This window comes from Leeuwenhoekiella sp. MAR_2009_132, from assembly GCF_000687915.1.
Lineage (GTDB): Bacteria > Bacteroidota > Bacteroidia > Flavobacteriales > Flavobacteriaceae > Leeuwenhoekiella.
The window spans coordinates 2226896-2250220 of sequence record NZ_JHZY01000004.1; the positions used below are offsets into that span (position 1 = coordinate 2226896).

Here is a 23325-nt window from a genome sequence, read left to right on the forward strand (position 1 = left end):
AAATGGCAAAGATTTTAATTATTGAAGACGAGGCTGCAATACGCAGAGTTCTTAATAAAATTTTATCTGAAGAAAGTAAAGACTACCAGGTTGAAGAAGCCGAAGATGGTCTTGCCGGAATGGAAAAAATAAAGGATAACGATTATGACCTGGTCTTGTGTGATATAAAAATGCCAAAGATGGACGGCGTTGAAGTTCTCGAGGCAACAAAAAAAATTAAGCCAGAAATACCTATGGTTATGATTTCGGGTCACGGCGATTTAGATACTGCGGTTAACACAATGCGTCTGGGAGCTTTTGATTACATTTCAAAACCACCAGATTTAAACAGATTACTCAACACAGTACGCAATGCTTTAGACCGAAAAAATCTGGTTGTCGAAAATACAATGCTTAAGAAAAAAGTAAGCAAGCAGTATGAGATGATAGGTGAGAGTGATGCAATTTCAAAGATTAAAGAAATTATTGAAAAAGTAGCACCTACTGAAGCACGAGTACTTATTACCGGCCCTAATGGTACAGGTAAAGAGCTTGTGGCACACTGGCTGCACGAAAAGAGTGAACGCGCAAAAGGCCCGATGATCGAGGTTAACTGTGCTGCAATACCTGCAGAATTAATAGAAAGCGAACTTTTTGGTCATGTAAAAGGAGCTTTTACATCTGCTAATAAAGACCGTGCTGGAAAGTTTGAGGCAGCTAATGGTGGGACTATTTTTCTTGATGAGATAGGAGATATGAGTCTTTCTGCTCAGGCAAAAGTTTTGCGGGCTTTACAAGAAAGTAAAGTGTCTCGGGTAGGTAGTGATAAAGATATAAAGGTTAATGTGCGCGTACTTGCGGCGACTAATAAAAACCTGCAGCAAGAGATTGCAGAAGGTAGATTTAGAGAAGATTTATACCACAGACTTGCTGTGATTTTGATTCCTGTTCCTGCACTTAATCAGCGCCGAGATGATATTCCATTATTAATAAATCACTTTACAAATAAAGTAGCAGCAGAGCAAGGTACAGCTCTAAAGGTATTTACGCCTAAAGCGATAGAAAAATTACAGGAATACGACTGGACCGGGAATATACGAGAGCTGCGTAATGTAGTTGAGCGTCTAATTATTCTGGGCGGTAGCGAGGTTTCTGAAGATGATGTAAAACTTTTTGCCAGCAAATAAATACTTATGAAAGCAGCAGATTATCAAGTTACAGCACCTGTAAAACTTAAAGATAGAAAGACTTACGAAGACTTTGGTAAAAAAAGCGAACTCGAAGATGAACTTGACGATGTGAGCAAAGCGATTGCCGAAATACAAAATGCAATGTATGCACACGGCAAATATGCTGTTCTTATTTGTATTCAGGGGATGGATACTGCCGGTAAAGACAGCCTTATACGGGAGGTGTTTAAAAATTTTAATGCGCGTGGTCTTGTAGTGCACAGTTTTAAAGTACCCACAGAGTTAGAACTCAATCACGATTATTTATGGAGGCATTATATCGCTTTACCTGCTCGTGGCAAATTTGGTATTTTTAATAGAACGCATTATGAGAATGTTTTGGTAACGCGTGTGCATCCTGAATATATTTTAAGTGAAAAGCTTCCGGGTGTACACGAAGTTTCAGATATCGATGAGGCATTCTGGGAAAAACGTTTTGAGCAGATCAATAATTTTGAACAACACATCGCAGAAAACGGAACGATTATTTTTAAGTTCTTTTTACACCTTTCTAAAGAAGAGCAAAAAAGCAGATTATTACGTCGTCTTGATAAACCTAATAAAAACTGGAAATTTTCTGCAGGAGATTTAAAAGAGCGCAAATTGTGGGATACCTATCAAGAGTATTATGAAGATGCTTTGAATAAAACCTCAAAATTTCACGCTCCCTGGTATGTGGTTCCTGCAGATGATAAACCAACTACCCGTTTAATTTTAGCAAAAATAATTTTAGAAAAACTTTCTCAATACAAAGACATCAAAGAACCAGAATTAGATGCTAAAACAGCATCTAATATAGATGAGTATAGAAAACAACTGGAGTCTGAAGATTAGATTTTAAGATTTAAAATGATAGTTAAATCGCTTCTTTTGAAGCGATTTTTTTATTTAAAAGAGATTATGACACAAGAGTGTCTTATTTTTAAAACTAAACTCAAACACATTTTATTTTGAAAAGAATTTTCCTTTTAGCAACTCTGTTTGTAAGTAGTCTTTCCGTTTCCGCGCAAGCGACAAAAGATTCTACTCAATTACGTGATTTCTACGATTTAGCATTATTAAGTGGTAATAGTTATGAGTGGTTAGATGCATTGTCTAATGAGGTAGGACCACGATTAAGCGGAAGTAAAGGAGCAGAAAAAGCTGTAGAATGGGCAAAGGCAGAACTCGATAAATTAGGTCTTGATAAGGTTTGGTTACAGCCGGTGATGGTTCCTAAATGGGAACGCGGAGCACCAGAAAAAGCTCATATCGAAGGTTCTGATGGTAAAATTGAAGTCCCTGTTTGTGCATTAGGAGGTTCTGTTGCTACACCAGATAGTGGGATTACAGCAGAAGTAATAGAAGTGCAGGGATTAGAAGATTTAGCAAATTACGGGGAGGCAAAACTTAAAGGCAAAATAGTTTTTTATAATCGCCCTATGCAGGCAGATTTAATACAAACGTTTTCTGCTTATGGCGGTTGTGTAGATCAGCGATATTCTGGCGCACAGGAAGCTGCAAAATATGGTGCGGTAGGTGTGATTGTGCGCTCTATGAATTTAAGAATGGACGATTTCCCACATACGGGTGCAATGTCTTACGGCGATTTGCCTAATGATAAAAGAATACCTGCAGCGGCTATAAGTACTAATGGTGCAGCGCTTTTAAGTAAAATGCTTAAGAAGAATGATAAGACTCAGTTTTATTTGAAAATGAATTCCAAAAACTATGAAGATGTGCCTTCTTTTAATGTAATAGGAGAGCTTACCGGTAGTGAGAAGCCTAATGAATTTATGGTTATAGGTGGGCATTTAGATTCCTGGGATCTTGGAGATGGCAGTCACGATGATGGTGCCGGCGTAGTGCAAAGTATGGAAGTTTTACGTTTAATGAAAGCTGCTAACTACACCCCAAAACACAGCATTCGTGTAGTTCTTTTTATGAACGAAGAAAATGGTCTTCGAGGCGGAAATGAATATGCCGCAGTGGCTAAGAAAAAAGGGGAAAACCATGTCTTTGCACTAGAAAGTGATTCTGGTGGGTTTACGCCCAGAGGCTTTTCTTTTGATGCAGATGCTGCAAATTTTGCTCAGGTAGAAAGTTGGATTCCGCTGTTTAAGCCGTATTTAATTCATTATTTTGAATTAGGTGGCAGCGGTGCAGATATAGGCCCATTGAAAACGGAAGGTATCGTTTTAGCCGGTTTACGACCAGATTCACAACGCTATTTTGATTATCACCACGCAAGTAATGATACTTTTGATGCAGTTAATAAACGAGAATTAGAGTTAGGAGCGGCTACAATGACCAGTCTGGTTTATTTGTTTGACACTTATGGGGTGATTCCTGTTCAAAATAAATAGGCGTAGTTTTTTTTATTCTGAAAAATATTTTTTTGACTAACCTATGACGATGAAAAACTTAATGTTTCCCATAGACTTTGTATTTAAGATAAGTACGCTGTCAAATGATTTTATAGCTACAGATTCTAATGGTAAAGTCTTAGCTTATGCGCGCCAAAAGATGTTTAAACTCAAAGAAGATATTCAGATTTATGGTGATACTTCTAAGAACCAATTAAACTATCAAATTAAAGCAGACCGGTGGCTCGATTTTTCTGCTGCCTATGCTTTTTATGATGCAGACGGAAATACCTTTGGCAAAATAGTTAGAAAAGGATGGCGCTCAATCTGGAAAGCCAAGTATCAAATCGTAGATGAAAATAACAATCCCGAATATACTATTGAAGAAGAAAACGGCTGGGTTAAAGTAGCAGATTCAATATTTGGAGAGATCCCAATTGCCGGAATACTTACCGGCTATCTCTTTAACCCATCCTACATGGTTAGCGATAAAGCCGGTCAAAAAATTGCCCGTTTAAAAAAGCAGGCTTCATTCTTCGGGCGTAAGTTTCAAATCACAAAACTAGGGGAATTAGATGAGGGCGATAGCGAGCGCATTATGTTAGGGCTTATGATGTTAATCTTGCTAGAACGCAGAAGGGGATAATAGGTACACGTGATTGACATTTTCATACATAATAAATGAGAAAATTTGGTCTGCGTGAGGTATAGCAGCAAAAAGCCCACAGGTAAGCGATAGCGAGCCGCGGACTTGGAGCGTATAGCCCGACCCAAAGGGTCACGCCCAACACGATTTATAGCAAAATATTCCTGTTAAACTTCTTATAACTAGAGACCTCGTTTTTACGAGGTCTCTTAATTTTGAGTACATCCAAAACAAACTAACCATGGCAATTTTAGGCGCACTCATAAAAGGTATAATCGACATTTCAGATAAGATAATCTCAGAATCAAATCCTATTGAGGAGCAGGAAGTAGTTTTGAAAGAATTGTTAGAAAAAGCCAAGAATACACAATTTGGGCAGTTTTACGGTTTTGAAGCTATTTTAGAGTCAGAAAATCCGATTTTAAGCTTTTCTGAGCAAATACCCTTTTTTGACTATAACAGCCTAAATGAAGAATGGTGGTCTAAATTACACGAAGGCGAAGTAGATGTGACCTGGCCCGGTACTCCAGATTATTTTGCACTAAGTAGCGGTACAACCGGGAAAAGTAGTAAGCGTATTCCGGTAACAGATGAAATGATAGAGGCTATACGCAATGCGGGTATTAAACAAGTAGGTGCTTTGGCTCATTTTGATTTAGAGGCAGATTTTTTTGAGAAAGATATTATGATGCTGGGTAGCTCTACTGATCTGGCTAAAAAAGACGGTCACGAAGAAGGCGAAATAAGTGGTATTAGCGCAAGCCGAATTCCATTTTGGTTTAAAGGCTATTACAAGCCGGGTGAAGATATTGCTAAAATTGAAGATTGGGATGAGCGCGTTCAGCACATTGCAGAAACCGCAGAAGAGTGGGATATAGGGGCCTTAAGTGGTATTCCCAGCTGGATTGAATTAATGTTAGAAAAAGTTATTGAGCATCACAAACTCAATAATATTCACGAGATCTGGCCTAACCTTCAGGTGTACACTTCTGGTGGCGTAGCCTTTCAACCTTATGAAAAGAGTTTTAATGCGCTATTAGGGAAGCCAATTACGGTTATCGACACCTATTTAGCTTCGGAAGGATTTATTGCATTTCAAGCCAGACCAGAGACTGATGCGATGAAACTGGTCACCAATAATGGTATCTACTTTGAGTTTGTACCTATGAATCCTGATTATATCAACGAAGACGGATCAATCGTGCAGGACGCTCCTGTTGTAGGCTTGGCAGATGTAGAAGAAGAAAAAGATTATATCTTAATCATATCTACAGTTTCTGGTGCCTGGCGCTATCTCATAGGCGATACTATTGCGTTTACTGATAAAGCAAGAGCCGAAATCAAAATTACCGGCCGTACCAAATTTTTCTTAAATACCGTGGGATCACAGCTTTCTGTTAATAAAATGGAAGCTGCAGTTCAGGAGTTAGAGGAAGCTTTTGATATCAAGATCCCAGAATTTACGATTGCTGCAAAACGTAATCCTGAAGATAATGAGTTTTATCATTATTGGTATCTAGGCACCGAGACTACAGTTTCTAATGAGGAACTTGCAGAAAAGCTAGACGCAAGTTTACAAGAGGCAAATAAAAATTATGGTGTGGCCAGAAGTAAAGCCTTAAAAGGTGTTTTTGTAAAAACCGTTAAGCCCGAAGTTTTTTATGAATGGAGTGGTGCCAATAAGAAAAAAGGCGGTCAGGTTAAAATGGAAAAAGTGATGAACGAAGAGAAATTCGCCGAGTGGGAAGCTTTTGTGAAGGAGCACGCTAAAGTTTAGAATATAAAGATTAAATGAGAAAAAGTCCTATTCTGCTAAAGCAATAGGACTTTTTTTATTTTGGTAAAGACACTTGAGGTTAGACGTTGAACATCACAATTAATCATTATTGATAAGGTGCATTATCTCTTCGGGAGAAAGATAGAGTCGTTTAATTCGTGCTTTGTACGCTTTAGAAATATGCGCGTGATTCAAAATGAAATCTTTGGTTTTTAAAATGTATTCTCCCATACCGTGCGCCACAGCAAAGGTGTCTGCTGCACGTTCTGCTTTTTTAATAAACTTAGGGAAGTATAAATATTTAATACCAAACCAAATCAAGCCCAAACTGCTGCGCTCTCTATAATCCATAATATGACCTAGTTCGTGTCCTATCCACCCAATTAAAACTTCAGAAGGAATGTCTGTAATCTTAAAAGACTCCTGTTCAATTTTTACTTTTTTACTAATAAAAATCACGTAATCTCTTCTTTTACTTGGTCTTAAAAGGGATTTAAAAACAGGCTGCGCCTGCATTGTAGACTTTTTAATATCATCCTTAAATTTAAAAGCGATTGCGGTATTAATCAATTGCGGATAAAAATTAAGTGCAATTTTGACTTCATCCTCAATACTTTTAGGGATTTCTTTATTGTGATAATCAGATTCATTTTGCATAGTTTAACAAAGTTAATGATACCTCCCACTAAGGGCTGTTAAGGCTTCTGTAAATTAATGTACCTGTATAGCTCAAAAAGCAGGTGATTAGAGTACACGGCTATATTAATCTTTAAGCTTACTTTTGCATTCCTTTAAAAACCGCTGTTTTGTTAGCTGATTACACAAAAGAATTTCGTCAAAATTTAAAGATTGCTTACCCTGTAATGCTGGGGCAACTGGGTCATATTCTGGTTGCTTTAGCAGATAATATCATGGTAGGTAGGCTAGGTGCAGCTCAGTTGGCTGCGGTTTCTTTAGGTAACAGTCTTATTTTTATCGCTCTTTCTTTAGGTATAGGTTTTTCTTTTGCGATAACACCCTTAATAGCAGAGACAGATGGTACGGGTAACACAGAGCTGGGAAGAAATTATTTTCACCACGGCATTGTAATGTGTGCACTTAATGGAATCCTCTTATTTGTTTTGCTGCTCTTTGCAAAACCTATTCTGTATTATTTAGATCAGCCGGTTGAGGTTGTAAAACTCGCAATCCCGTATATGGAGATTGTTGCGTTCTCACTAATACCCTTAATGGTTTTTCAGGCATTTAAGCAATTTGCAGATGGGCTATCAAACACACGCTATGCTATGTATGCGACTATCGTGGCAAATGTGGTTAACGTGTTTTTTAATTTTATACTTATTTACGGTTTCTGGATTTTTCCTCGACTAGAGCTTGTAGGTGCGGCTTACGGCACACTGATTTCACGCTTTTTTATGCTGTGGATGCTGTATTATATTTTAAGTAAGAAAAAGAAATTTAAGCCGTATTTTATTTGGACCAGGCGTAAGGCTTTTAAACTACCCATATTTAAAAAGTTGTTTGATCTGGGTTTTCCTACTGCAATGCAGATGCTTTTTGAAGTGTCATTATTTACCTCGTGTATTTTTCTGTCTGGTATTTTAGGTACAAATGCACAGGCCGCAAACCAAATAGCGCTAAATCTTGCGGCGATGACTTTTATGATTGCTGTAGGCTTGGGTGTAACTGCAACGATACGCGTGGGGAATCAAAAAGGAAAAGGTGATTACGTTAATATGAGACGTATTGCCATTTCATTATTTCTACAGGTTTTTCTTATTGAAGCGGTATTTGCTATTGGCTTTATTTTACTAAAAAATATACTTCCTGAATTTTATATAGATAATCTTGAAGTGATTATTCTTGCATCTCAATTGCTTATAGTTGCAGCCTTGTTTCAGTTAAGTGACGGTTTGCAGGTAGTGATTTTAGGAGCTTTGCGCGGTTTGCAAGATGTAAATATCCCAACAGCAATCTGTTTTGTAGCCTACTGGTTAATAGGATTTCCGGTGGCCTGGTATTTTGGGAAAGCAGATATGATGGGAAGTCAGGGTATTTGGTACGGTCTACTCGCAGGATTGAGTGCTTCAGCGATCCTGTTGTATATTCGGTTTAATTATTTAAGCCGAAAATTAATACGGAATGCTTCCACGAAACTAAAATAAGGACTAAGTTGATGAATGAATTGCTAACCGATAAAACTTTTGAAGGACACAATTTTGTTGAAAACAGTATTGTTGCAGATTTTGAAGATTGCGTTTTTAAAAGTTGTTTTTTCGCGAAAGCTAAATTATCAAACCTCAGTTTTACAAATTGTACTTTTGAAAACTGTGATCTAAGCGGCGCAAACTTACACAAAGCTGCATTTCAGGATTGCGAGTTTATTTCCTGTAAAATGCTGGGGATGGGATTTGATACTTGTGCTTCCTTTTTATTTCAGATTACGTGTGACAGTTGTTTGTTGAATTTTAGCAACTTTTATAAAGTTGATTTGACAAGTTCGCAGTTTATAAAGTGTCAGTTAAAAGAGGTAGATTTTACTGAAGCTAATCTTTCTGGTATTTCCTTAACCGAATGTGATCTTGCGGGTAGCACATTTGAACAGACAAACCTGCAAAAAACAGATTTTTCTTCGGCATTAAATTATACACTAATCCCTGAGCACAATAAAGTAACCGGTGCTATATTTAGTAAAGAAGGCTTGCCTGGTTTACTCAATTCTTATAAAATAAAAATCGTATAATTTGGATCCTGAAAAACTTATAGAACTTGCGCATTATAAAATGCCATTCGGAAAATATCAGGATCGCTATTTGGTAGAGCTTCCTGAACCTTACTTCACCTGGTTTCGGCAAAAAGGTTTTCCTGAAGGTAAATTAGGGATGATGATGGAGCAGATGTATGAGATAAAAGTGAACGGACTAGAAGAGCTCATCTATAAAATTAAACGTCAATATCCTGCACCTAAGCCAAAAGCGAAGCCAAAAAAATAATAGCCAAATCGGTTAAAAAGGTTCGCCATTAAATACCTACCTTTGCATCCCGTAGATGTGCTCATAGTGTTAAAGTGAGCATAAAATAATCAAGATATAGATGGCAGATACTAAGTACATCTTCGTCACGGGCGGGGTTTCTTCTTCATTAGGTAAAGGTATTATAGCGGCTTCCTTAGCAAAGTTGCTTCAGGCACGTGGTTACCGCGTTACAATTCAAAAATTAGATCCATATATAAATGTTGATCCGGGTACGTTAAACCCTTATGAACACGGGGAATGTTACGTAACCGATGACGGTGCAGAAACAGACCTTGACCTTGGGCATTACGAGCGTTTTCTTAACGTAAATACGTCACAGGCTAACAACGTTACTACCGGGCGTATTTATCAAAGTGTTATTGAGAAAGAACGTCGTGGAGAATTTCTTGGTAAAACTGTACAGGTTGTTCCTCATATTACAAACGAAATAAAAGAGCGTATTAAGACTCTGGGTAATACCGGTGATTATGATATTGTTCTTACTGAAATAGGTGGTACCGTAGGTGATATTGAGTCATTGCCTTACATTGAAGCGGTGCGCCAGTTAAAATGGGAACTGGGCGATGAGAATGCTTTAGTAATACATCTAACCCTCGTTCCATATCTTTCTGCAGCAGGAGAATTGAAAACAAAACCTACGCAGCATTCTGTTAAAACATTGATGGAAAGCGGTATCAAAGCAGATATTCTGGTGTGTAGAACCGAACACGAATTGAGCGATGATTTACGTGAAAAACTCGCATTATTCTGTAATGTGCGCAAAGAAGCGGTGATTCAATCTATAGATGCATCTACCATTTATGATGTGCCTAATATGATGCTTGAAGAAGGCTTAGATACCATTACACTTTCAAAATTGAATCTTTCTGCAGATAATGAGCCGGTTTTAACTCGCTGGAATGAGTTTTTACGCAGACATAAAAACCCAAAAGCCGAAGTTAGAATTGGGCTTATAGGTAAATACGTAGAGCTTCAGGATTCTTATAAGTCTATTTTAGAAGCGTTTATTCACGCAGGAGCAGAGAATGAAGTGCGTGTAAAGGTTGAGCCTATACATTCCGAATTTATTTCTCAGGATGTAATAGATACTAAGATTTCAAAATTAGATGGCTTGTTAGTTGCGCCTGGTTTTGGGGAGCGTGGTATAGAAGGAAAAATTAAAGCGGTACAATATGCCCGCGAACATAAAATTCCGTTTTTAGGAATCTGTTTAGGTATGCAAATGGCAGTGATTGAATTCTCTCGGAATGTTGCCGGTCTTAAAGATGCAAATTCTATAGAGATGCAGCCAAATACAACGACACCTGTAATTAGCTTGATGGAAGATCAAAAAGATCTTAAACATATGGGCGGTACCATGCGATTGGGAGCCTGGGATTGTGAGCTTGTAAAAGATAGTATAGTGTCTGGTGTTTACGGTAAAAATCTAATTACAGAGCGTCACCGTCACCGTTATGAGTTTAATGATGAATACAGAGATCAGTTAGAAAAAGCAGGTTTAAAAGTTACAGGTACTAATCCTAAAACCGGTCTTGTAGAAATTGTAGAAATTGAAGACCATCCCTGGTTTGTAGGAGTACAATATCATCCCGAATATAAAAGTACAGTAGCTAACCCACATCCTTTATTTGTAGCTTATGTACAGGCGGCTGTAAAATACAGTCAGTCAAAAAGTACAGACAATGTGTCACATAACTAATCTGTGGGATTGTTATTGCCTTAAAGCCGTTTGTAGATTTCACCAGCACGATAATTCTACGCAAGTTGATTAAAAATTAGTAATACGGCACGTTGCCGCACAATTATGGAAGAAAAGAAATTTGACAAACAGTCAATGATAGGGTTCCTTTTAATAGGAGCTATTTTACTATTTATGCTTTGGCAAAACCAGCCTTCACCAGAAGAGCTGGCAGCAGAAAAAGCCAAACAAGAACAAATTGATGCAGAGAAAAAAGCCGTAACTCCTGCTGCTACTCAAAATACAGATGTAGCACAAGGAGCTCCTCAAAATGATTCTTTATCTATGGAGCGTTATAAGGCAACGCTGGGGAACTTTGCATACTCTGCAAGTCTGCCTTCTGCTACAGATAATGTTACCGAATTTGAGAATGAGGTTTTAGCACTCAAAATAAGTAATAAAGGAGGTTTTATAACTGAAGCACGACTAAAGCAATTTAAAAGCTACGATTCGCTACCTGTTTATTTAATTAAAGACGGGAACAGTAGGTTTAATTTAAACTTCGCTACTACAGATAACAGAACTTTAAATAGCGAGAATATGTATTTTGAGCCTTCGCTAAGTAAGGAAGGAGAAAATCAGGTTCTTTCTATGAAACTGAAAGTTGCTGCAAATGAATATTTAGAATACCGCTACACGTTGAAACCAGATGATTATATGATGGGTTTCGGTATAAAAACGGTAGGTCTTCAAAGTGTGATAAATACTTCGCAGCCAATAAATCTAGACTGGGAACTTAAAGGATATCGTCATGCTAAAAGTATTAGTTATGAGAATCGTTACACACGTTTAACGTACGAATATGAAGAAGGTGATCACGATAAACTAAGTCAGTCAGGAGAAGATGACGCTATAGAGACAGATGTAGACTGGTTAAACTTTAGACAACATTTCTTTAGTTCTATCTTATTAACAGACCAGCCGTTTGAGCAGGTTACCTTTAAATCTCAAAATCTTGTTGAAGACGAGGAAGTAGATACTATTTACACAAAGAAATATGCGGCAGAAATGCTATTAACTCCTGTAAATGGGGAGCTTAATTATGCAATGGATTTTTATTACGGTCCTACAGATTATGAGATTTTAAATAATTACGACCGCGATATAGATGAGGCAATGCCATTGGGTTGGGGTATTTTTGGTGTAATCAACAAGTACTTAATTATTCCATTTTTTAATTTCTTAATCGCTTACTTCCCCGCAGGAATCGCCATTATATTATTAACGATTTCTATTAAATTATTGTTGTCTCCTGTACAGTACAAGCAATACCTCTCACAGGCTAAGATGAAAGTTTTACGCCCTGAGATCAATGAGATCAATGAGAAGTATGCTGATAATGCTATGAAAAAGCAACAGGAAACGATGAAAATTTATAGCAAGGCAGGTGCCAGCCCATTAAGTGGTTGTATTCCTGGATTGTTGCAAATTCCTGTATTCTATGCGTTGTTTACGTTTTTCCCTTCAGCATTTGCATTAAGACACGAAAGCTTTTTATGGGCAGATGATTTATCAAGCTATGATAAAATTGCAGATCTTCCGTTTTCAATTCCGTTTTACGGAGATCACGTGAGTTTATTCCCCATATTAGCTTCTATTGCTATCTTTATATATATGACGATGACTACGGGTCAAAGTATGCAGCAAGCGCAGCAACCGGGAATGCCTAATATGAAATTCCTGATGTACTTGTCGCCATTAATGATGTTGTTTTTCTTCAACAACTACGCTAGTGGATTGAGTTTATACTACTTTATTTCAAACTTAATTACCATAGGAATTATGCTGGTAATCAAAAATTTCATCTTAGATGAAAACAAGATTCACGCAAAAATTGCTACAGCAAAGGCAAAGCCGAAAAAACAAAATCGTTTCACTAAGAAATTTTCTGAAATGATGGAGCAGGCTGAAGCACAACAGAAAAAGAAATAATAGTAATACCGTATAAAAGTAAAAACCCTTCAAGTAAAACTTGAAGGGTTTTTTATTGCATTTAATTTCAGCTAAATTATTCAGGCATTAGAACACCGGTTATCGCGTGAATGACACCGTTTGTACCGGTAACATTAGTAACCACAATGTCGTATTTAGTACCAGAACCATCTGTAATAGAAGGAGGTGTTACAGTTGCATCTATACTTAAACCACCACCAGCAAATAATGGAGTAGCAGGTGTAGGAGCAGTGGTGCTCAAATCTTCAGCACGTACCGTAGCACCTAATACATGGTGTCTTAAAATGTTGTCAAGTGCACTTGTTGTGGTAGCATCAGAATCCCCTAGAGCCAGGATATCTGCAGCGCTTGTGATGCCATCATTAGGGTCTGCATCAATTAATGCCTGAAAGGCGTCATTAGTAGGAGCAAACACTGTAAAGGTTCCCGCTCCAGATAATGTCGCAGCTAAATCTTCCTGAACAACTGCCGCTAATAAGGTGGAGAAGTTAGGATCTGCACTAGCAAAAGTAGCAATTGTAGCTTCAGGTATAACTGCGTCAACAACGTGTATCACACCGTTATCTGCTGCTACATCTGGTGTAGTAACATCTGAGATTCCATTAATAGTAACGGTTCCACTAGCTACACCTACATATAAATCGAGGTTGTCACCATCTGCATTTGTAGATAAAGCTTTTACATAACCCGCTGTAATTTCAGAAGCAGTGACTGAAGTTCCCAATACGTGATTCAGTAATAAATTAGCAACCACATCACTTGATAATGAATTTACAGTACTAATTGCGGCAGTTTCGTCTGTCGCACCTAAATAGGAAATAAATGCTGCATCTGTAGGAGCAAATACAGTTAAATCTGTGTTTGCTGTAGTAGATAATGTACCTACAAGATCAGCTTTTACTGCTGCTGCAAGTAGGATGTCAAAATCATCACTGTTAGAAACAATATCCGCAATCGTATTCGTTTCTGAAGGCATCACCCCGTTGTCGTCGTCGTCGCTACACGAAATTAAACTTGTTGTAAGTACCGTTATAGCAAGTACTTGGAGAATTCTGTTAAATGATTTCATAGTATGTTTTTTTTATTAGTCCTCAAATTTAGGAGCAGCATCATTAAAAATTGTTTAACTAAAAGTTAAAAATATTAAACAAAAATAGTTTTAACTATTTTCTGAGAATTGAAAAACCGTTCTGTATCCTTTAATGTTTCGTAATTTTGCATTGGGTTTAGCGACTCAAAAGAACACAAATAGAAGAATATGAAAACCGTTGTTGTAGGTCTTAGTGGAGGAGTAGATAGTAGTGTTTCAGCCTATTTATTGAAGGAGGCCGGGTATAATGTTATTGGCCTGTTTATGAAGAATTGGCACGACGACTCTGTTACAATATCAGATGACTGCCCCTGGCTTGATGATAGTAATGATGCGATGCTTGTAGCAGAGAAATTGGGAATTCCCTTTCAGACTGTAGATTTAAGCGTAGAATATAAAGATCGAATCGTTGATTATATGTTTAGGGAATACGAGATGGGACGCACGCCCAACCCCGATGTACTGTGTAATCGCGAAATCAAATTTGATGTTTTTATGAAAATAGCACTGGAGCTAGGTGCAGATTTTGTCGCGACCGGTCATTATTGTCAGAAAGGTGAAGTTGAGGTTGATGGTAAACCGATATATCAATTGCTGGCAGGAGCAGATGACAACAAAGATCAATCTTATTTTCTATGTCAGTTATCACAGGATCAACTTGCCAAAACCTTGTTTCCTATAGGTCATTTACAAAAAAGCGAGGTGCGTAAAATTGCTAAGGCCGAAAATCTGGTGACTGCAGATAAAAAAGATTCTCAAGGACTTTGCTTCATAGGTAAAGTACGTTTGCCAGACTTTTTACAACAACAATTAAAGCCAAAAGAGGGTGTTATTGTAGAAATCACTTCAGAAAAGGCACAGGAAAAAATAGACATTTTACAATCAGAAAATAGAAGTAGCGTTGCTGTTGCTATAACCGATGTAGCTGCATTAGCTCAGAAACCAAAATATAGAGTAACAGACGGTAGAATTGTAGGTAAGCATCAGGGAGCTCATTATTTTACAAAAGGGCAACGTAAAGGTCTCGCCGTTGGCGGAACTCCTGAACCTTTGTTTGTTATTGATACTGATGTTGAGGAAAACGTTATTTATACCGGCCAGGGTAAAGATCATCCCGGCTTATTGCGTTCTGCTCTGTATGTTCAGGAAAGTGAAATTCATTACATACGTGAAGATCTTGAGTTACAAATAGGAGAAACACGCGAGGTAGAAGCGCGTATAAGATACCGCCAGCCTTTGGTTAAAGCCTGGCTACACAAAACAGAAGTTGGTCTTTACGTATCGTTTGATGAGCCACAGGCAGCAATAAGCGAGGGTCAATTTGTAGCCTGGTATAATGGTAACGAATGTTTAGGGTCTGGAGTAATTTCATAAATAGCTTAGTTTGAATAGAATCACATCACTTTTCGGTATACAATATCCCATAATTCAAGCCGGGATGATCTGGGCCAGTGGCTGGAAACTTGCCAGTGCTGTAAGTAATGCAGGAGGATTAGGGATTATAGGTGCAGGTTCTATGTATCCTGAAATTTTAAAAGAACATCTTATAAAGTGTAAAAAAGCGACATCACAACCATTTGCCGTTAATGTGCCTCTTCTGTATCCTGATATAGATAAACTGATGCAAATCATTATTGAAGAAGAAGTCAAAATTGTATTTACAAGTGCAGGTAATCCTAAAACGTGGACTTCTCACTTAAAAGAAAATGGGATCACTGTGGTGCACGTAGTGAGTAGCGTAAAGTTTGCACTAAAAGCCGAAGAAGCAGGAGTAGATGCGGTGGTTGCTGAAGGATTTGAAGCCGGTGGTCATAATGGTCGCGAAGAGACTACTACATTTACCCTTATACCTATGGTAAAAGAACAATTGACAGTACCTTTAATTGCCGCAGGTGGTATTGCTACAGGAAGAGGAATGCTCGCAGCTATGGTTCTAGGAGCAGATGCTGTACAAATAGGAAGCAGGTTTGTTGCTACACCTGAAGCAAGTAGTCACATTAACTTTAAAAATAAGGTTATAGCAGCAAAGGAAGGAGATACAGAGTTGACTTTAAAAGAGCTTGCACCTGTACGCTTACTTAAAAATAAATTTTACGATGATGTAAAAGCTCTATATGCCACAGCCCCATCTAAAGAACAACTTGTTGAGCTCTTAGGGAGAGCACGCGCTAAGAAAGGTATGTTTGAAGGAGATTTGGAAGAAGGCGAATTAGAGATAGGTCAAATTGCAGGACTAATACATAGTATCAAACCTGCCGCTAAAATCATAGAAGAATTAATGACTGATTTTGATCGTGCTAAAACGGAGTTGGCATTGTTATAGATCAAAATGAGTTTTCATAAAAAATCCGCTCTTACATTAAGAGCGGATTTTTTGCTTTGTTTAATTAGATATTAAATCTATGCAGCAGCTTTTTCCCACTGCATAGTTTCAAGAATATCAAGAATCATGGTATTGTATTCTTTGCTATCCTTTCCTTTTACAGCTAATGCCACATCTACATATGTGTTGTTAGCATCGTCTTCGGTATTAATTTTAACAAGATAATGATCTACTTGCATCCCTAAACTATTAGGAGCTTTATATTTAATCATTTCATAATTACCTATAAGTTCAGGAGTGGTATTTTGTACGTATTTTTGAGCGTCTTCATTGTTAATGATGCTTACGGTCATATTAAAACCATCTGTTAAACCACCGTAAAAAGAATTGTCTTCACCAGAATACTTAACCATTACCTGGTTACCTACCACATCTACTGAAGCTTTCTCAGGGTAAATCATAGAAAGTTTCCATTCTTTGTTTAAAGTACCACTTTTGTAAAGTTCGTATCCTTCAGGAATAACTACAGCCGGAGGAACTGGTTTTTCTAATTCAACTTTAGTCTGCGCATTTGCAGCTACATCATTCTTTTTAATATCAGTATTACAAGCTGCTAAAGAAAGTCCTAAGATTGCCGTTGTTGTATATAAAAATAATCGTTTCATCTTATTTGATTTTTAATTGTTGAGCTAAACTAGCAGTATTTTGTACGCTACTTTGCCTATGATTTATTAAAAAACCTACTGTAAATGTTAAGCAGTGTTAATAATAAAATCAAAAAATTTAGATAAATTAATAATATAAAGTGCTGAAAATTAACAGCATAAATTTTTAAATCGTGATAATTTTTGAATGCGTTAAAGTTTTATTCCACGTGAATTAATCTTGCTTAAAAATAGAAAAGGTGCCTTTTAAGGCACCTTTTCTATTGATGGCTAAATCAATTATTTTAAACAAACTTGTAATTAGAAATTCAATCTCAATTGATCGTTTGATATTTAATTATAAGCTTATTTAATAATAGTAATTACACTACAGATTTCTATCCTGTACTATACTGTTAATACAGTTTGTAATAATCTTCTATAAAAAAAACGGATTGAAACTTAATTCAATCCGTTAATTACGTTTTAGCTTTTAATTTTCACAACTTTAGGGAGAGTTGTAATTTATTAAGGCGAAAACTTATTTTAAATTACTATGCTAAACGCTCTAGTAAAATTTCAGCAACTTTTTCTGAAGAAGCAGGGTTTTGCCCTGTAATTAAAAGACCGTCTTCTTGAGTATAAACTCCCCAGTCATCACCTTTTGAATAAATACCACCGTTTTCTTTAAGCATATCTTCTACTAAAAATGGTACTACATCTGTAAGTTGCACAGCTTCTTCTTCAGTATTAGTAAATCCGGTAACTTTTTTACCTTTTACTAAAGAATTTCCGTCTGCACTTTTAGTATGTTTAAAAACAGCTGGAGCGTGACATACAGCACTTACGGGTTTATTGTTAGCATAAAATGATTCAATTAAAGCAATAGAATCTTTATCTTCTGCTAAATCCCATAATGGACCGTGTCCACCCGGGTAGAAAATCGCATCAAAACCATCTTGATCAACTTCAGACAATTTTGTTGTAGTCGCTAATTTAGCTTGTAAAGCTTCATCTGCGTTAAAACGTTTAGTAGCTTCTGTTTGTGCATCCTCAGCAGAACTTTTAGGATCTATAGGTGGTTGACCACCTTTAGGAGAAGCAATTGTAATTTCAATACCCTTATCGTGAAGCGTATAATAAGGAGCAGCAAATTCTTCAATCCAGAATCCTGTTTTCTCTCCCGTATCTCCTAATTTATCGTGACTTGTAAGTACAAATAATACCTTTTTCATAATCTTATATTTTAATTGCAGCACGTGCCGCTAGTTTATAATTATTTGAAACAAAGGTACTGGCGCAACTCTTTAAAAAAATTGATCTATGCTAAGAGGGTGTGTTAAATAAAAGTTGATATTAATGTACTAAAACAATTTTATCGAGCTCAAGTTTAAAATCTTCTTGTTTTTTATTTCCTATTAAAAAAGTAAGTTGCTCTATCTGATTTTGATCAAACGCTTTCATCTGTAATTTGCGACCTCTAAATTGTGGAGTCATTTGACTTAGTTGAATACGTATAACTTCCCAATCTCCGGTTGTTTTAAAGGGATATACATAAGAGTGTGAATTTGAGATTTTGTCTTTTACTCTAAACTGATAATCTTTACCATCACCTTTTAAATAGAGTTCAATAACCTGTTTAGGATTTACAGAAATAGTAGAAAACGGGTATTGCAGGGATGAAAAGCCACCATTATTTTCTAAAGATATATGCCCTGAAAATTCTCCATAGCCATCCTCATTGAGTTTAAATGTACCCGACGATCTACCTCCCATTACAACGTCGTCAACTACTTGCCATTTACTAATGTCTGCATCTTTTTTAAAATTGAATAGCGTGGTGTTCATAAGTTGAATTATTAGTATAATGACGAACCATTTCATGGGAGTTAGGTCTTAATTCATAAAAAAAAATCTGATCTAAATCGTGTTATAGCCACCGTATTCAGATCAGTTTTGAATAAATATTTAAAGTAAATCGCTCAATAAAGGTGATAGCCTAAAGTCAATACTATAGACATTTTAAATCTTTTCAAGTAATACAATTGTAAATGCGGTGTTTAAGTATATTTTACCATTTTTAACTGTAGCAGTATTCCCGGAATATCTATCTGTAATAGTCTCACCATCTTTGAAAACAGGAGTAACCGGAATTTCTTTTTCACCTTCTGGTAAATCTAAGCCTACAACAACTGCATCATTGATTTCATTTTTAGAATAAGTTCTTGAAAACACGTACGGCTTTTCCTGAAGCATTTTATGGCGCCCGGCACCTACAGAAAGATGATCTCTTCTAAAAGTTCCCAGTTTTTGCCAGTGATTTAGGATGGCTTTAGTTTCGGTAGAATCTAGTTGTGACCACGGCATCATTCCACGTAATGTAGCATCACCGTCTGCACCGGGAATCGTTAGATTGCGGGCAATCTCATCACCGTAATAAACCTGTGACAAACCGGGTGTAAGTAATAATTTAGTTCCGGTTTCGTAGGCTTTACTTCGGTCTTTATCAAAAGGTTGACCGTCGTCGTGCGACGTCGCATAATTAAGTACACTTTTACTCTTTAAAGCAGTGTGTAGTATAGAGTCATAGCTGGAGAACATCTGCTCATAATCTCCCGTGGCATCATACTTAAATTGAAAATTGATTAGGTTGTCAAAACCGTGAGCAAAATAATCTACTTTCTGATCTCCAAAATCATAATCTCTACCACCGCCAATGTTATAATTATAGACTTCTCCTAACATAAAAAATGCATTATCGTCTAAGACTAAATCAGGATTTGTGTTTTTCCAGCTGGCAAATGCCAGGTCTGCCTGTGTTCTCATAACAGACCACGCTGCCTCATCAACATGCTTTACAGTATCTACCCTAAAAGCGTCTATGCCTAAATCACGAATGTAATCTGTAAGCCATTTTATAATGTAATTCCGCGGAGTTTTAGCAAGCTCACTAGTTGCAAAAAACGAGTTTAACTCTTCTAATTCTGCATCGTAACGCCCTTCTTTTTTCCATTTTTCTATTAAAAAAGCAGGTAATTCAACTTCTTTTTCGCTTTCGGTTTTTATATCGGGTAGGTTTGCTACCAGCGTACATAGAGTTGTAGCGTCATAGCCATCATAGGTACACTGGGGTTGTTGCCGTGCCCAATCTTCACCCCAAAAAACATCAGTATCAGTAACTGGTCCTGTGTGGTTAAGTACAACATCCATCACGATGCGTATTCCATTTTGATGCGCTGTAGTAACAAGCTTTTGTAATTCTTCATAAGTACCAAAGTTAGGATCAAGAGCAGTCCAGTCTTTAGTCCAATACCCATGATACCCATAGGTTACGCCTGTACCTTCATCAACTGCACCATGTACTTGCTCAACAACCGGAGTAAACCAAATTGCATTAATACCTAAGTTTGTAAAATAGCCATCTTCAATCTTTTGCGTAATACCTGCAATATCACCACCTTTAAATCCACGTAAAACAGCCGTTTCTTTATCGCGTCCAAAATTGATATCGTTATTTGTGTTGCCATTATTGAAACGATCTGTAAGCAGAAAGTAAACATTGGCAGCTTCCCAGGCAAAAGGTTTTTTAGCTTCTGTTACTATGGTTTCAGAAATTTCTGCTGTATTTTCTGTTTTTGATTTACAACTTAGAAGAGAACAACCTAAAAAGAAGTAGAGTAGTGTGTGTTTCATTTTTCAATCAATTTTTAAAACCGAAAAATAGGAATTAAAGCGTTAACTATAACGCTTTCGATATTGATTTTAAAAGTATCCTGTGATTTCCTACAACTTGTAGAGCTATTTTTAAATACCGCTAGATAAGTCTACTTTTGCGATTAAATTATAAAATCTATGACACGAGTTAAAGCTTGGATTTCTGCCGCACGGTTGCGTACGCTGCCCTTATCTGTTTCAGGGATACTTGTAGGTAGCGCACTGGCTTATAATACAGGGGCTTTTAGATGGAGCATTTTTATCCTGGCTTTACTGGCAACTCTGGGTTTTCAAATTCTTTCAAACTTTGCTAATGATTATGGTGATGGTGTAAAAGGCACAGACAATCATGAACGTATAGGTCCTGCTCGTGCTATGCAAAGTGGTTTATTGACTGCTAATCAACTCAAAAGAGGTATTGTTTTTACAGCAGTATTAACCAGTTTATTAAGTCTGGCGCTTATTTACACAGCTTTTGGCTCTGATAAGTTTGTACAATCTTTAATCTTCTTTCTATTAGGTCTGTCTGCCATACTTGCTGCAGTTAAATATACTGTAGGGCGTGGGGCTTATGGTTATAGAGGGTTAGGTGATTTTTTTGTCTTTATATTTTTTGGATTGGTTGCAGTCGTAGGTACTTATTATATGTACACCTTAGAATTACGTAGGGTAGTTTTTTTACCTGCTTTAACAATAGGCTTTCTAAGTATGGCGGTTCTTAATCTTAATAATATGCGTGATCGCCTGTCAGACTCACGCGTAAATAAGAATACGCTTGCGGTTATTTTAGGCGAGAAAAAGGCAAAAATTTATCATTATAGTTTAATAGGCGGTGCTTTTTTAGCGACTCTAATTTTCTTTCAACTCACAAATACGTTTAAATATTCTGCTATAGCATTTGTGGTTTTTATTCCGTTAGCAAAACACATTAAGGTCGTTAAAGAAAATCACAGCCCGGCGCTTTTAGATCCTCAACTTAAAAAAGTTGCCCTGGCGACATTTTTCTTTTCGATACTTTTTACACTGGGTTTTCTATTTTAACAGAACCTTATAAGGTAAGGAGCTAGTGTGGTATGCGTGTTTTCGTAAATTTCAGAGATAGAAAAATGAAATTGAAAATACTATGAAAATCACCTATTACGGCCAAAATTGCTTTGGTTTTGAAACTGAAAAAGCAACACTTCTTACAGATCCTTTTATAACCGGAAACGACCTCGCAAAGGACAAAATTGATATTAAAGATTTAAATCCAGATTTTATATTCTTAACGCATGCACATCAAGATCACACCTTAGATGCTGAAGCTATAGCGAAACAATCTGGCGCAACGATTGTAAGCAATTATGAGATTGCAAATCATTATGCTGCAAAAGATTTGAAAACACACCCCATGAACCACGGCGGTAGTTGGGAATTTTCATTTGGTAAAGCTAAATATGTAAATGCAATACACACCAGCTCCTTCCCAGATGGAAGTTACGGCGGTCAACCCGGTGGTTTTGTTTTTAGTATAGATGGTAAGACTATCTATATGGCCGGCGATACCGCGCTAACGATGGATATGAAGTTGATTCCGTTAGAGTTTGATCTTGATGTGGCTATTTTACCTATTGGAGATAATTTTACAATGGGAATAGGCGATGCAGTACGTGCAAGTGATTTTATAGAATGTAATAATATTATAGGTTGTCACTACGATACGTTCGGTTTTATAGAAATTGATCACGATGGCGCCAAAAAAGCATTTAGTTCTGTAGAAAAGAAACTTACATTACTTAAAATAGGAGAATCAATAGAATTATAATAAGCCATTTTTGAAAGCAACATATAAAAAATATATTCTAGACTTTAAACGCCCCAGTGGAACATCTCGGGGCGTTCTTAATCAAAAGGAAACCTGGTTTATAAAAATTGAAGAAGAACAAAAGATAGGAATTGGTGAGTGTGGTATTCTGCGTGGTTTAAGTATAGACGACCGTCCTGATTATGAAGAAAACCTAAAGTGGGCTTGTGAAAATATTCATCTGGGCGAGCAAACCCTTTACGACAGATTAGTAGATTTTCCTAGCATACAGTTTGGAGTTGAGATGGCTTTTCAATCATTTAATGCTGCAAACACTTTTGAGCTTTTTCCTTCTGCATTTACGCAAGGTAAAGATGCGATAGCAATCAACGGACTCATCTGGATGGGGACGCCTCAGTTTATGCAGGATCAAATAGCCGAAAAACTAGCTTCCGGTTTTGATTGTATAAAAATGAAAATTGGGGCTATTGATTTTGATGCCGAAATAAAACTTTTAGAAGGAATAAGAGAGCAGTTTTCCGCAGAACAAATAACTCTGAGAGTTGATGCGAACGGGGCTTTTAAACCTACCGAAGCATTACAAAAATTAGAACGGCTTGCAGCTTTAGAGCTTCACTCCATAGAACAGCCTATAAAACAACACCAAGTAAAAGAGATGGCAATATTGTGTGAGAAAACACCGCTGCCTATTGCTCTTGATGAAGAATTGATAGGTGTGTTTGGCTATAAGCGTCAAAAAGAATTACTTCAACAAATTAAACCGCAATACATTATTTTAAAACCCAGTCTTGTAGGAGGTTTTAGAGGTTGCGATACCTGGATTCAGCTTGCAGAGGAGCAAGGCATAGGCTGGTGGATTACATCAGCTTTAGAAAGTAATATAGGTTTAAATGCAATTGCACAATATACATTTTCAAAAAGTACAACAATTCCTCAAGGCTTAGGTACTGGCGGTTTATACACAAATAATGTATCTTCCCCGTTAGAAATAAAGCAAGGGCAGTTGTGGTATTCTCAACATCAAAGCTGGAGCTTTCAATTTTAATTT

Annotated in this window: 21 protein-coding genes; 15 read left to right on the plus strand and 6 right to left on the minus strand. The window is 37.0% G+C overall.

Annotated features, from left to right (window positions below):
• Positions 1-2 precede the first annotated feature (2 nt).
• The 5 genes from P164_RS18120 to P164_RS18140 all read left to right on the plus strand — a co-directional run bounded on the left by P164_RS18120 (position 3) and on the right by P164_RS18140 (position 5976).
• On the plus strand, positions 3-1166 hold the full coding sequence (locus P164_RS18120; RefSeq protein WP_028377732.1) for a sigma-54-dependent transcriptional regulator: 1164 nt from the start codon (positions 3-5) through the stop codon (positions 1164-1166).
• A 6-nt stretch (positions 1167-1172) separates the two neighbouring features.
• Positions 1173-2042 (plus strand): PPK2 family polyphosphate kinase, encoded by an 870-nt coding sequence (locus tag P164_RS18125; RefSeq protein WP_028377733.1) that lies wholly within the window; start codon positions 1173-1175, stop codon positions 2040-2042.
• A gap of 113 nt (positions 2043-2155) precedes the next feature.
• Positions 2156-3553: a M20/M25/M40 family metallo-hydrolase gene (locus P164_RS18130; RefSeq protein WP_028377734.1), complete on the plus strand. Its 1398-nt coding sequence runs from the start codon at positions 2156-2158 to the stop codon at positions 3551-3553.
• A 49-nt stretch (positions 3554-3602) separates the two neighbouring features.
• Positions 3603-4199 carry a hypothetical protein gene (locus P164_RS18135; protein WP_028377735.1) on the plus strand — a complete coding sequence of 199 codons (597 nt, stop codon included), beginning with the start codon at positions 3603-3605 and terminating at the stop codon, positions 4197-4199.
• A 241-nt stretch (positions 4200-4440) separates the two neighbouring features.
• Positions 4441-5976, plus strand: coding sequence for a GH3 auxin-responsive promoter family protein (locus P164_RS18140; protein ID WP_028377736.1), 1536 nt, complete (start codon positions 4441-4443; stop codon positions 5974-5976).
• Between the two features lie 99 nt (positions 5977-6075).
• Here P164_RS18140 and P164_RS18145 read toward each other — a convergent pair whose 3' ends face one another.
• Positions 6076-6633 (minus strand): hypothetical protein, encoded by a 558-nt coding sequence (locus P164_RS18145; RefSeq protein ID WP_028377737.1) that lies wholly within the window; start codon positions 6631-6633, stop codon positions 6076-6078.
• A gap of 206 nt (positions 6634-6839) precedes the next feature.
• Between P164_RS18145 and P164_RS18150 the strand changes: the two genes are divergently transcribed.
• The 5 genes from P164_RS18150 to yidC all read left to right on the plus strand — a co-directional run bounded on the left by P164_RS18150 (position 6840) and on the right by yidC (position 12681).
• Positions 6840-8141, plus strand: a complete 1302-nt coding sequence (locus tag P164_RS18150; RefSeq protein ID WP_051621423.1) for an MATE family efflux transporter — start codon at positions 6840-6842, stop codon at positions 8139-8141.
• 11 nt (positions 8142-8152) lie between these two features.
• Positions 8153-8719, plus strand: coding sequence for a pentapeptide repeat-containing protein (locus P164_RS18155; protein WP_035899983.1), 567 nt, complete (start codon positions 8153-8155; stop codon positions 8717-8719).
• Position 8720: 1 nt separating this feature from the next.
• The gene (locus tag P164_RS18160; protein WP_035899985.1) at positions 8721-8969 is read left to right on the plus strand and encodes a DUF3820 family protein; all 249 of its coding nucleotides are present in this window, start codon (positions 8721-8723) and stop codon (positions 8967-8969) included.
• Between the two features lie 100 nt (positions 8970-9069).
• Entirely contained in the window at positions 9070-10710 is a 1641-nt protein-coding gene (locus P164_RS18165) for a CTP synthase (RefSeq protein ID WP_028377740.1), read from the plus strand.
• Between the two features lie 105 nt (positions 10711-10815).
• The gene (yidC, locus tag P164_RS18170; protein WP_028377741.1) at positions 10816-12681 is read left to right on the plus strand and encodes a membrane protein insertase YidC; all 1866 of its coding nucleotides are present in this window, start codon (positions 10816-10818) and stop codon (positions 12679-12681) included.
• Between the two features lie 76 nt (positions 12682-12757).
• Here the strand turns inward: yidC and P164_RS18175 are convergent, their stop codons facing one another.
• On the minus strand, positions 12758-13771 hold the full coding sequence (locus tag P164_RS18175; RefSeq protein WP_035899988.1) for a fasciclin domain-containing protein: 1014 nt from the start codon (positions 13769-13771) through the stop codon (positions 12758-12760).
• Positions 13772-13960: 189 nt separating this feature from the next.
• On the opposite strand from P164_RS18175, the gene mnmA reads away from it, so the two are divergent.
• Both mnmA and P164_RS18185 read left to right on the plus strand, forming a co-directional pair.
• Positions 13961-15166 carry a tRNA 2-thiouridine(34) synthase MnmA gene (gene mnmA / locus P164_RS18180; RefSeq protein ID WP_028377743.1) on the plus strand — a complete coding sequence of 402 codons (1206 nt, stop codon included), beginning with the start codon at positions 13961-13963 and terminating at the stop codon, positions 15164-15166.
• A 10-nt stretch (positions 15167-15176) separates the two neighbouring features.
• Positions 15177-16115: an NAD(P)H-dependent flavin oxidoreductase gene (locus P164_RS18185; RefSeq protein WP_028377744.1), complete on the plus strand. Its 939-nt coding sequence runs from the start codon at positions 15177-15179 to the stop codon at positions 16113-16115.
• A gap of 77 nt (positions 16116-16192) precedes the next feature.
• Here P164_RS18185 and P164_RS18190 read toward each other — a convergent pair whose 3' ends face one another.
• The 4 genes from P164_RS18190 to P164_RS18205 all read right to left on the minus strand — a co-directional run bounded on the left by P164_RS18190 (position 16193) and on the right by P164_RS18205 (position 20452).
• Positions 16193-16780: a hypothetical protein gene (locus P164_RS18190; protein WP_028377745.1), complete on the minus strand. Its 588-nt coding sequence runs from the start codon at positions 16778-16780 to the stop codon at positions 16193-16195.
• A gap of 533 nt (positions 16781-17313) precedes the next feature.
• Entirely contained in the window at positions 17314-17994 is a 681-nt protein-coding gene (locus P164_RS18195; RefSeq protein WP_028377746.1) for a type 1 glutamine amidotransferase domain-containing protein, read from the minus strand.
• A 121-nt stretch (positions 17995-18115) separates the two neighbouring features.
• Positions 18116-18607, minus strand: coding sequence for a CIA30 family protein (locus P164_RS18200; RefSeq protein WP_035899990.1), 492 nt, complete (start codon positions 18605-18607; stop codon positions 18116-18118).
• A 174-nt stretch (positions 18608-18781) separates the two neighbouring features.
• Positions 18782-20452, minus strand: a complete 1671-nt coding sequence (locus P164_RS18205; RefSeq protein WP_028377748.1) for an alpha-amylase family glycosyl hydrolase — start codon at positions 20450-20452, stop codon at positions 18782-18784.
• A 159-nt stretch (positions 20453-20611) separates the two neighbouring features.
• Here P164_RS18205 and menA point away from each other — a divergent pair, with 159 nt between their 5' ends.
• The 3 genes from menA (at position 20612) to P164_RS18220 (ending at position 23322) form a co-directional block, all read left to right on the plus strand.
• Entirely contained in the window at positions 20612-21514 is a 903-nt protein-coding gene (gene menA, locus P164_RS18210) for a 1,4-dihydroxy-2-naphthoate octaprenyltransferase (RefSeq protein WP_028377749.1), read from the plus strand.
• Between the two features lie 82 nt (positions 21515-21596).
• A complete protein-coding gene (locus P164_RS18215) occupies positions 21597-22277 on the plus strand; it encodes a metal-dependent hydrolase (RefSeq protein WP_028377750.1) in 681 nt (226 codons plus the stop codon).
• A 10-nt stretch (positions 22278-22287) separates the two neighbouring features.
• Positions 22288-23322, plus strand: coding sequence for an o-succinylbenzoate synthase (locus P164_RS18220; RefSeq protein ID WP_028377751.1), 1035 nt, complete (start codon positions 22288-22290; stop codon positions 23320-23322).
• Positions 23323-23325: the final 3 nt, after the last annotated feature.

What these genes read in the sequence shown, in the direction of transcription:
- P164_RS18120 (WP_028377732.1), top strand. Translation starts at nt 3, where the DNA reads ATGGCAAAGATTTTAATTATTGAAGACGAGGCTGCAATACGCAGAGTT.
- P164_RS18125 (WP_028377733.1), top strand. Translation starts at nt 1,173, where the DNA reads ATGAAAGCAGCAGATTATCAAGTTACAGCACCTGTAAAACTTAAAGAT.
- P164_RS18135 (WP_028377735.1), top strand. Translation starts at nt 3,603, where the DNA reads ATGAAAAACTTAATGTTTCCCATAGACTTTGTATTTAAGATAAGTACG.
- P164_RS18140 (WP_028377736.1), top strand. Translation starts at nt 4,441, where the DNA reads ATGGCAATTTTAGGCGCACTCATAAAAGGTATAATCGACATTTCAGAT.
- P164_RS18145 (WP_028377737.1), bottom strand. Translation starts at nt 6,633, where the DNA reads ATGCAAAATGAATCTGATTATCACAATAAAGAAATCCCTAAAAGTATT.
- P164_RS18150 (WP_051621423.1), top strand. Translation starts at nt 6,840, where the DNA reads ATGCTGGGGCAACTGGGTCATATTCTGGTTGCTTTAGCAGATAATATC.
- P164_RS18155 (WP_035899983.1), top strand. Translation starts at nt 8,153, where the DNA reads ATGAATGAATTGCTAACCGATAAAACTTTTGAAGGACACAATTTTGTT.
- P164_RS18165 (WP_028377740.1), top strand. Translation starts at nt 9,070, where the DNA reads ATGGCAGATACTAAGTACATCTTCGTCACGGGCGGGGTTTCTTCTTCA.
- yidC (WP_028377741.1), top strand. Translation starts at nt 10,816, where the DNA reads ATGGAAGAAAAGAAATTTGACAAACAGTCAATGATAGGGTTCCTTTTA.
- P164_RS18175 (WP_035899988.1), bottom strand. Translation starts at nt 13,771, where the DNA reads ATGAAATCATTTAACAGAATTCTCCAAGTACTTGCTATAACGGTACTT.
- mnmA (WP_028377743.1), top strand. Translation starts at nt 13,961, where the DNA reads ATGAAAACCGTTGTTGTAGGTCTTAGTGGAGGAGTAGATAGTAGTGTT.
- P164_RS18190 (WP_028377745.1), bottom strand. Translation starts at nt 16,780, where the DNA reads ATGAAACGATTATTTTTATATACAACAACGGCAATCTTAGGACTTTCT.
- P164_RS18195 (WP_028377746.1), bottom strand. Translation starts at nt 17,994, where the DNA reads ATGAAAAAGGTATTATTTGTACTTACAAGTCACGATAAATTAGGAGAT.
- P164_RS18200 (WP_035899990.1), bottom strand. Translation starts at nt 18,607, where the DNA reads ATGAACACCACGCTATTCAATTTTAAAAAAGATGCAGACATTAGTAAA.
- P164_RS18205 (WP_028377748.1), bottom strand. Translation starts at nt 20,452, where the DNA reads ATGAAACACACACTACTCTACTTCTTTTTAGGTTGTTCTCTTCTAAGT.
- menA (WP_028377749.1), top strand. Translation starts at nt 20,612, where the DNA reads ATGACACGAGTTAAAGCTTGGATTTCTGCCGCACGGTTGCGTACGCTG.
- P164_RS18215 (WP_028377750.1), top strand. Translation starts at nt 21,597, where the DNA reads ATGAAAATCACCTATTACGGCCAAAATTGCTTTGGTTTTGAAACTGAA.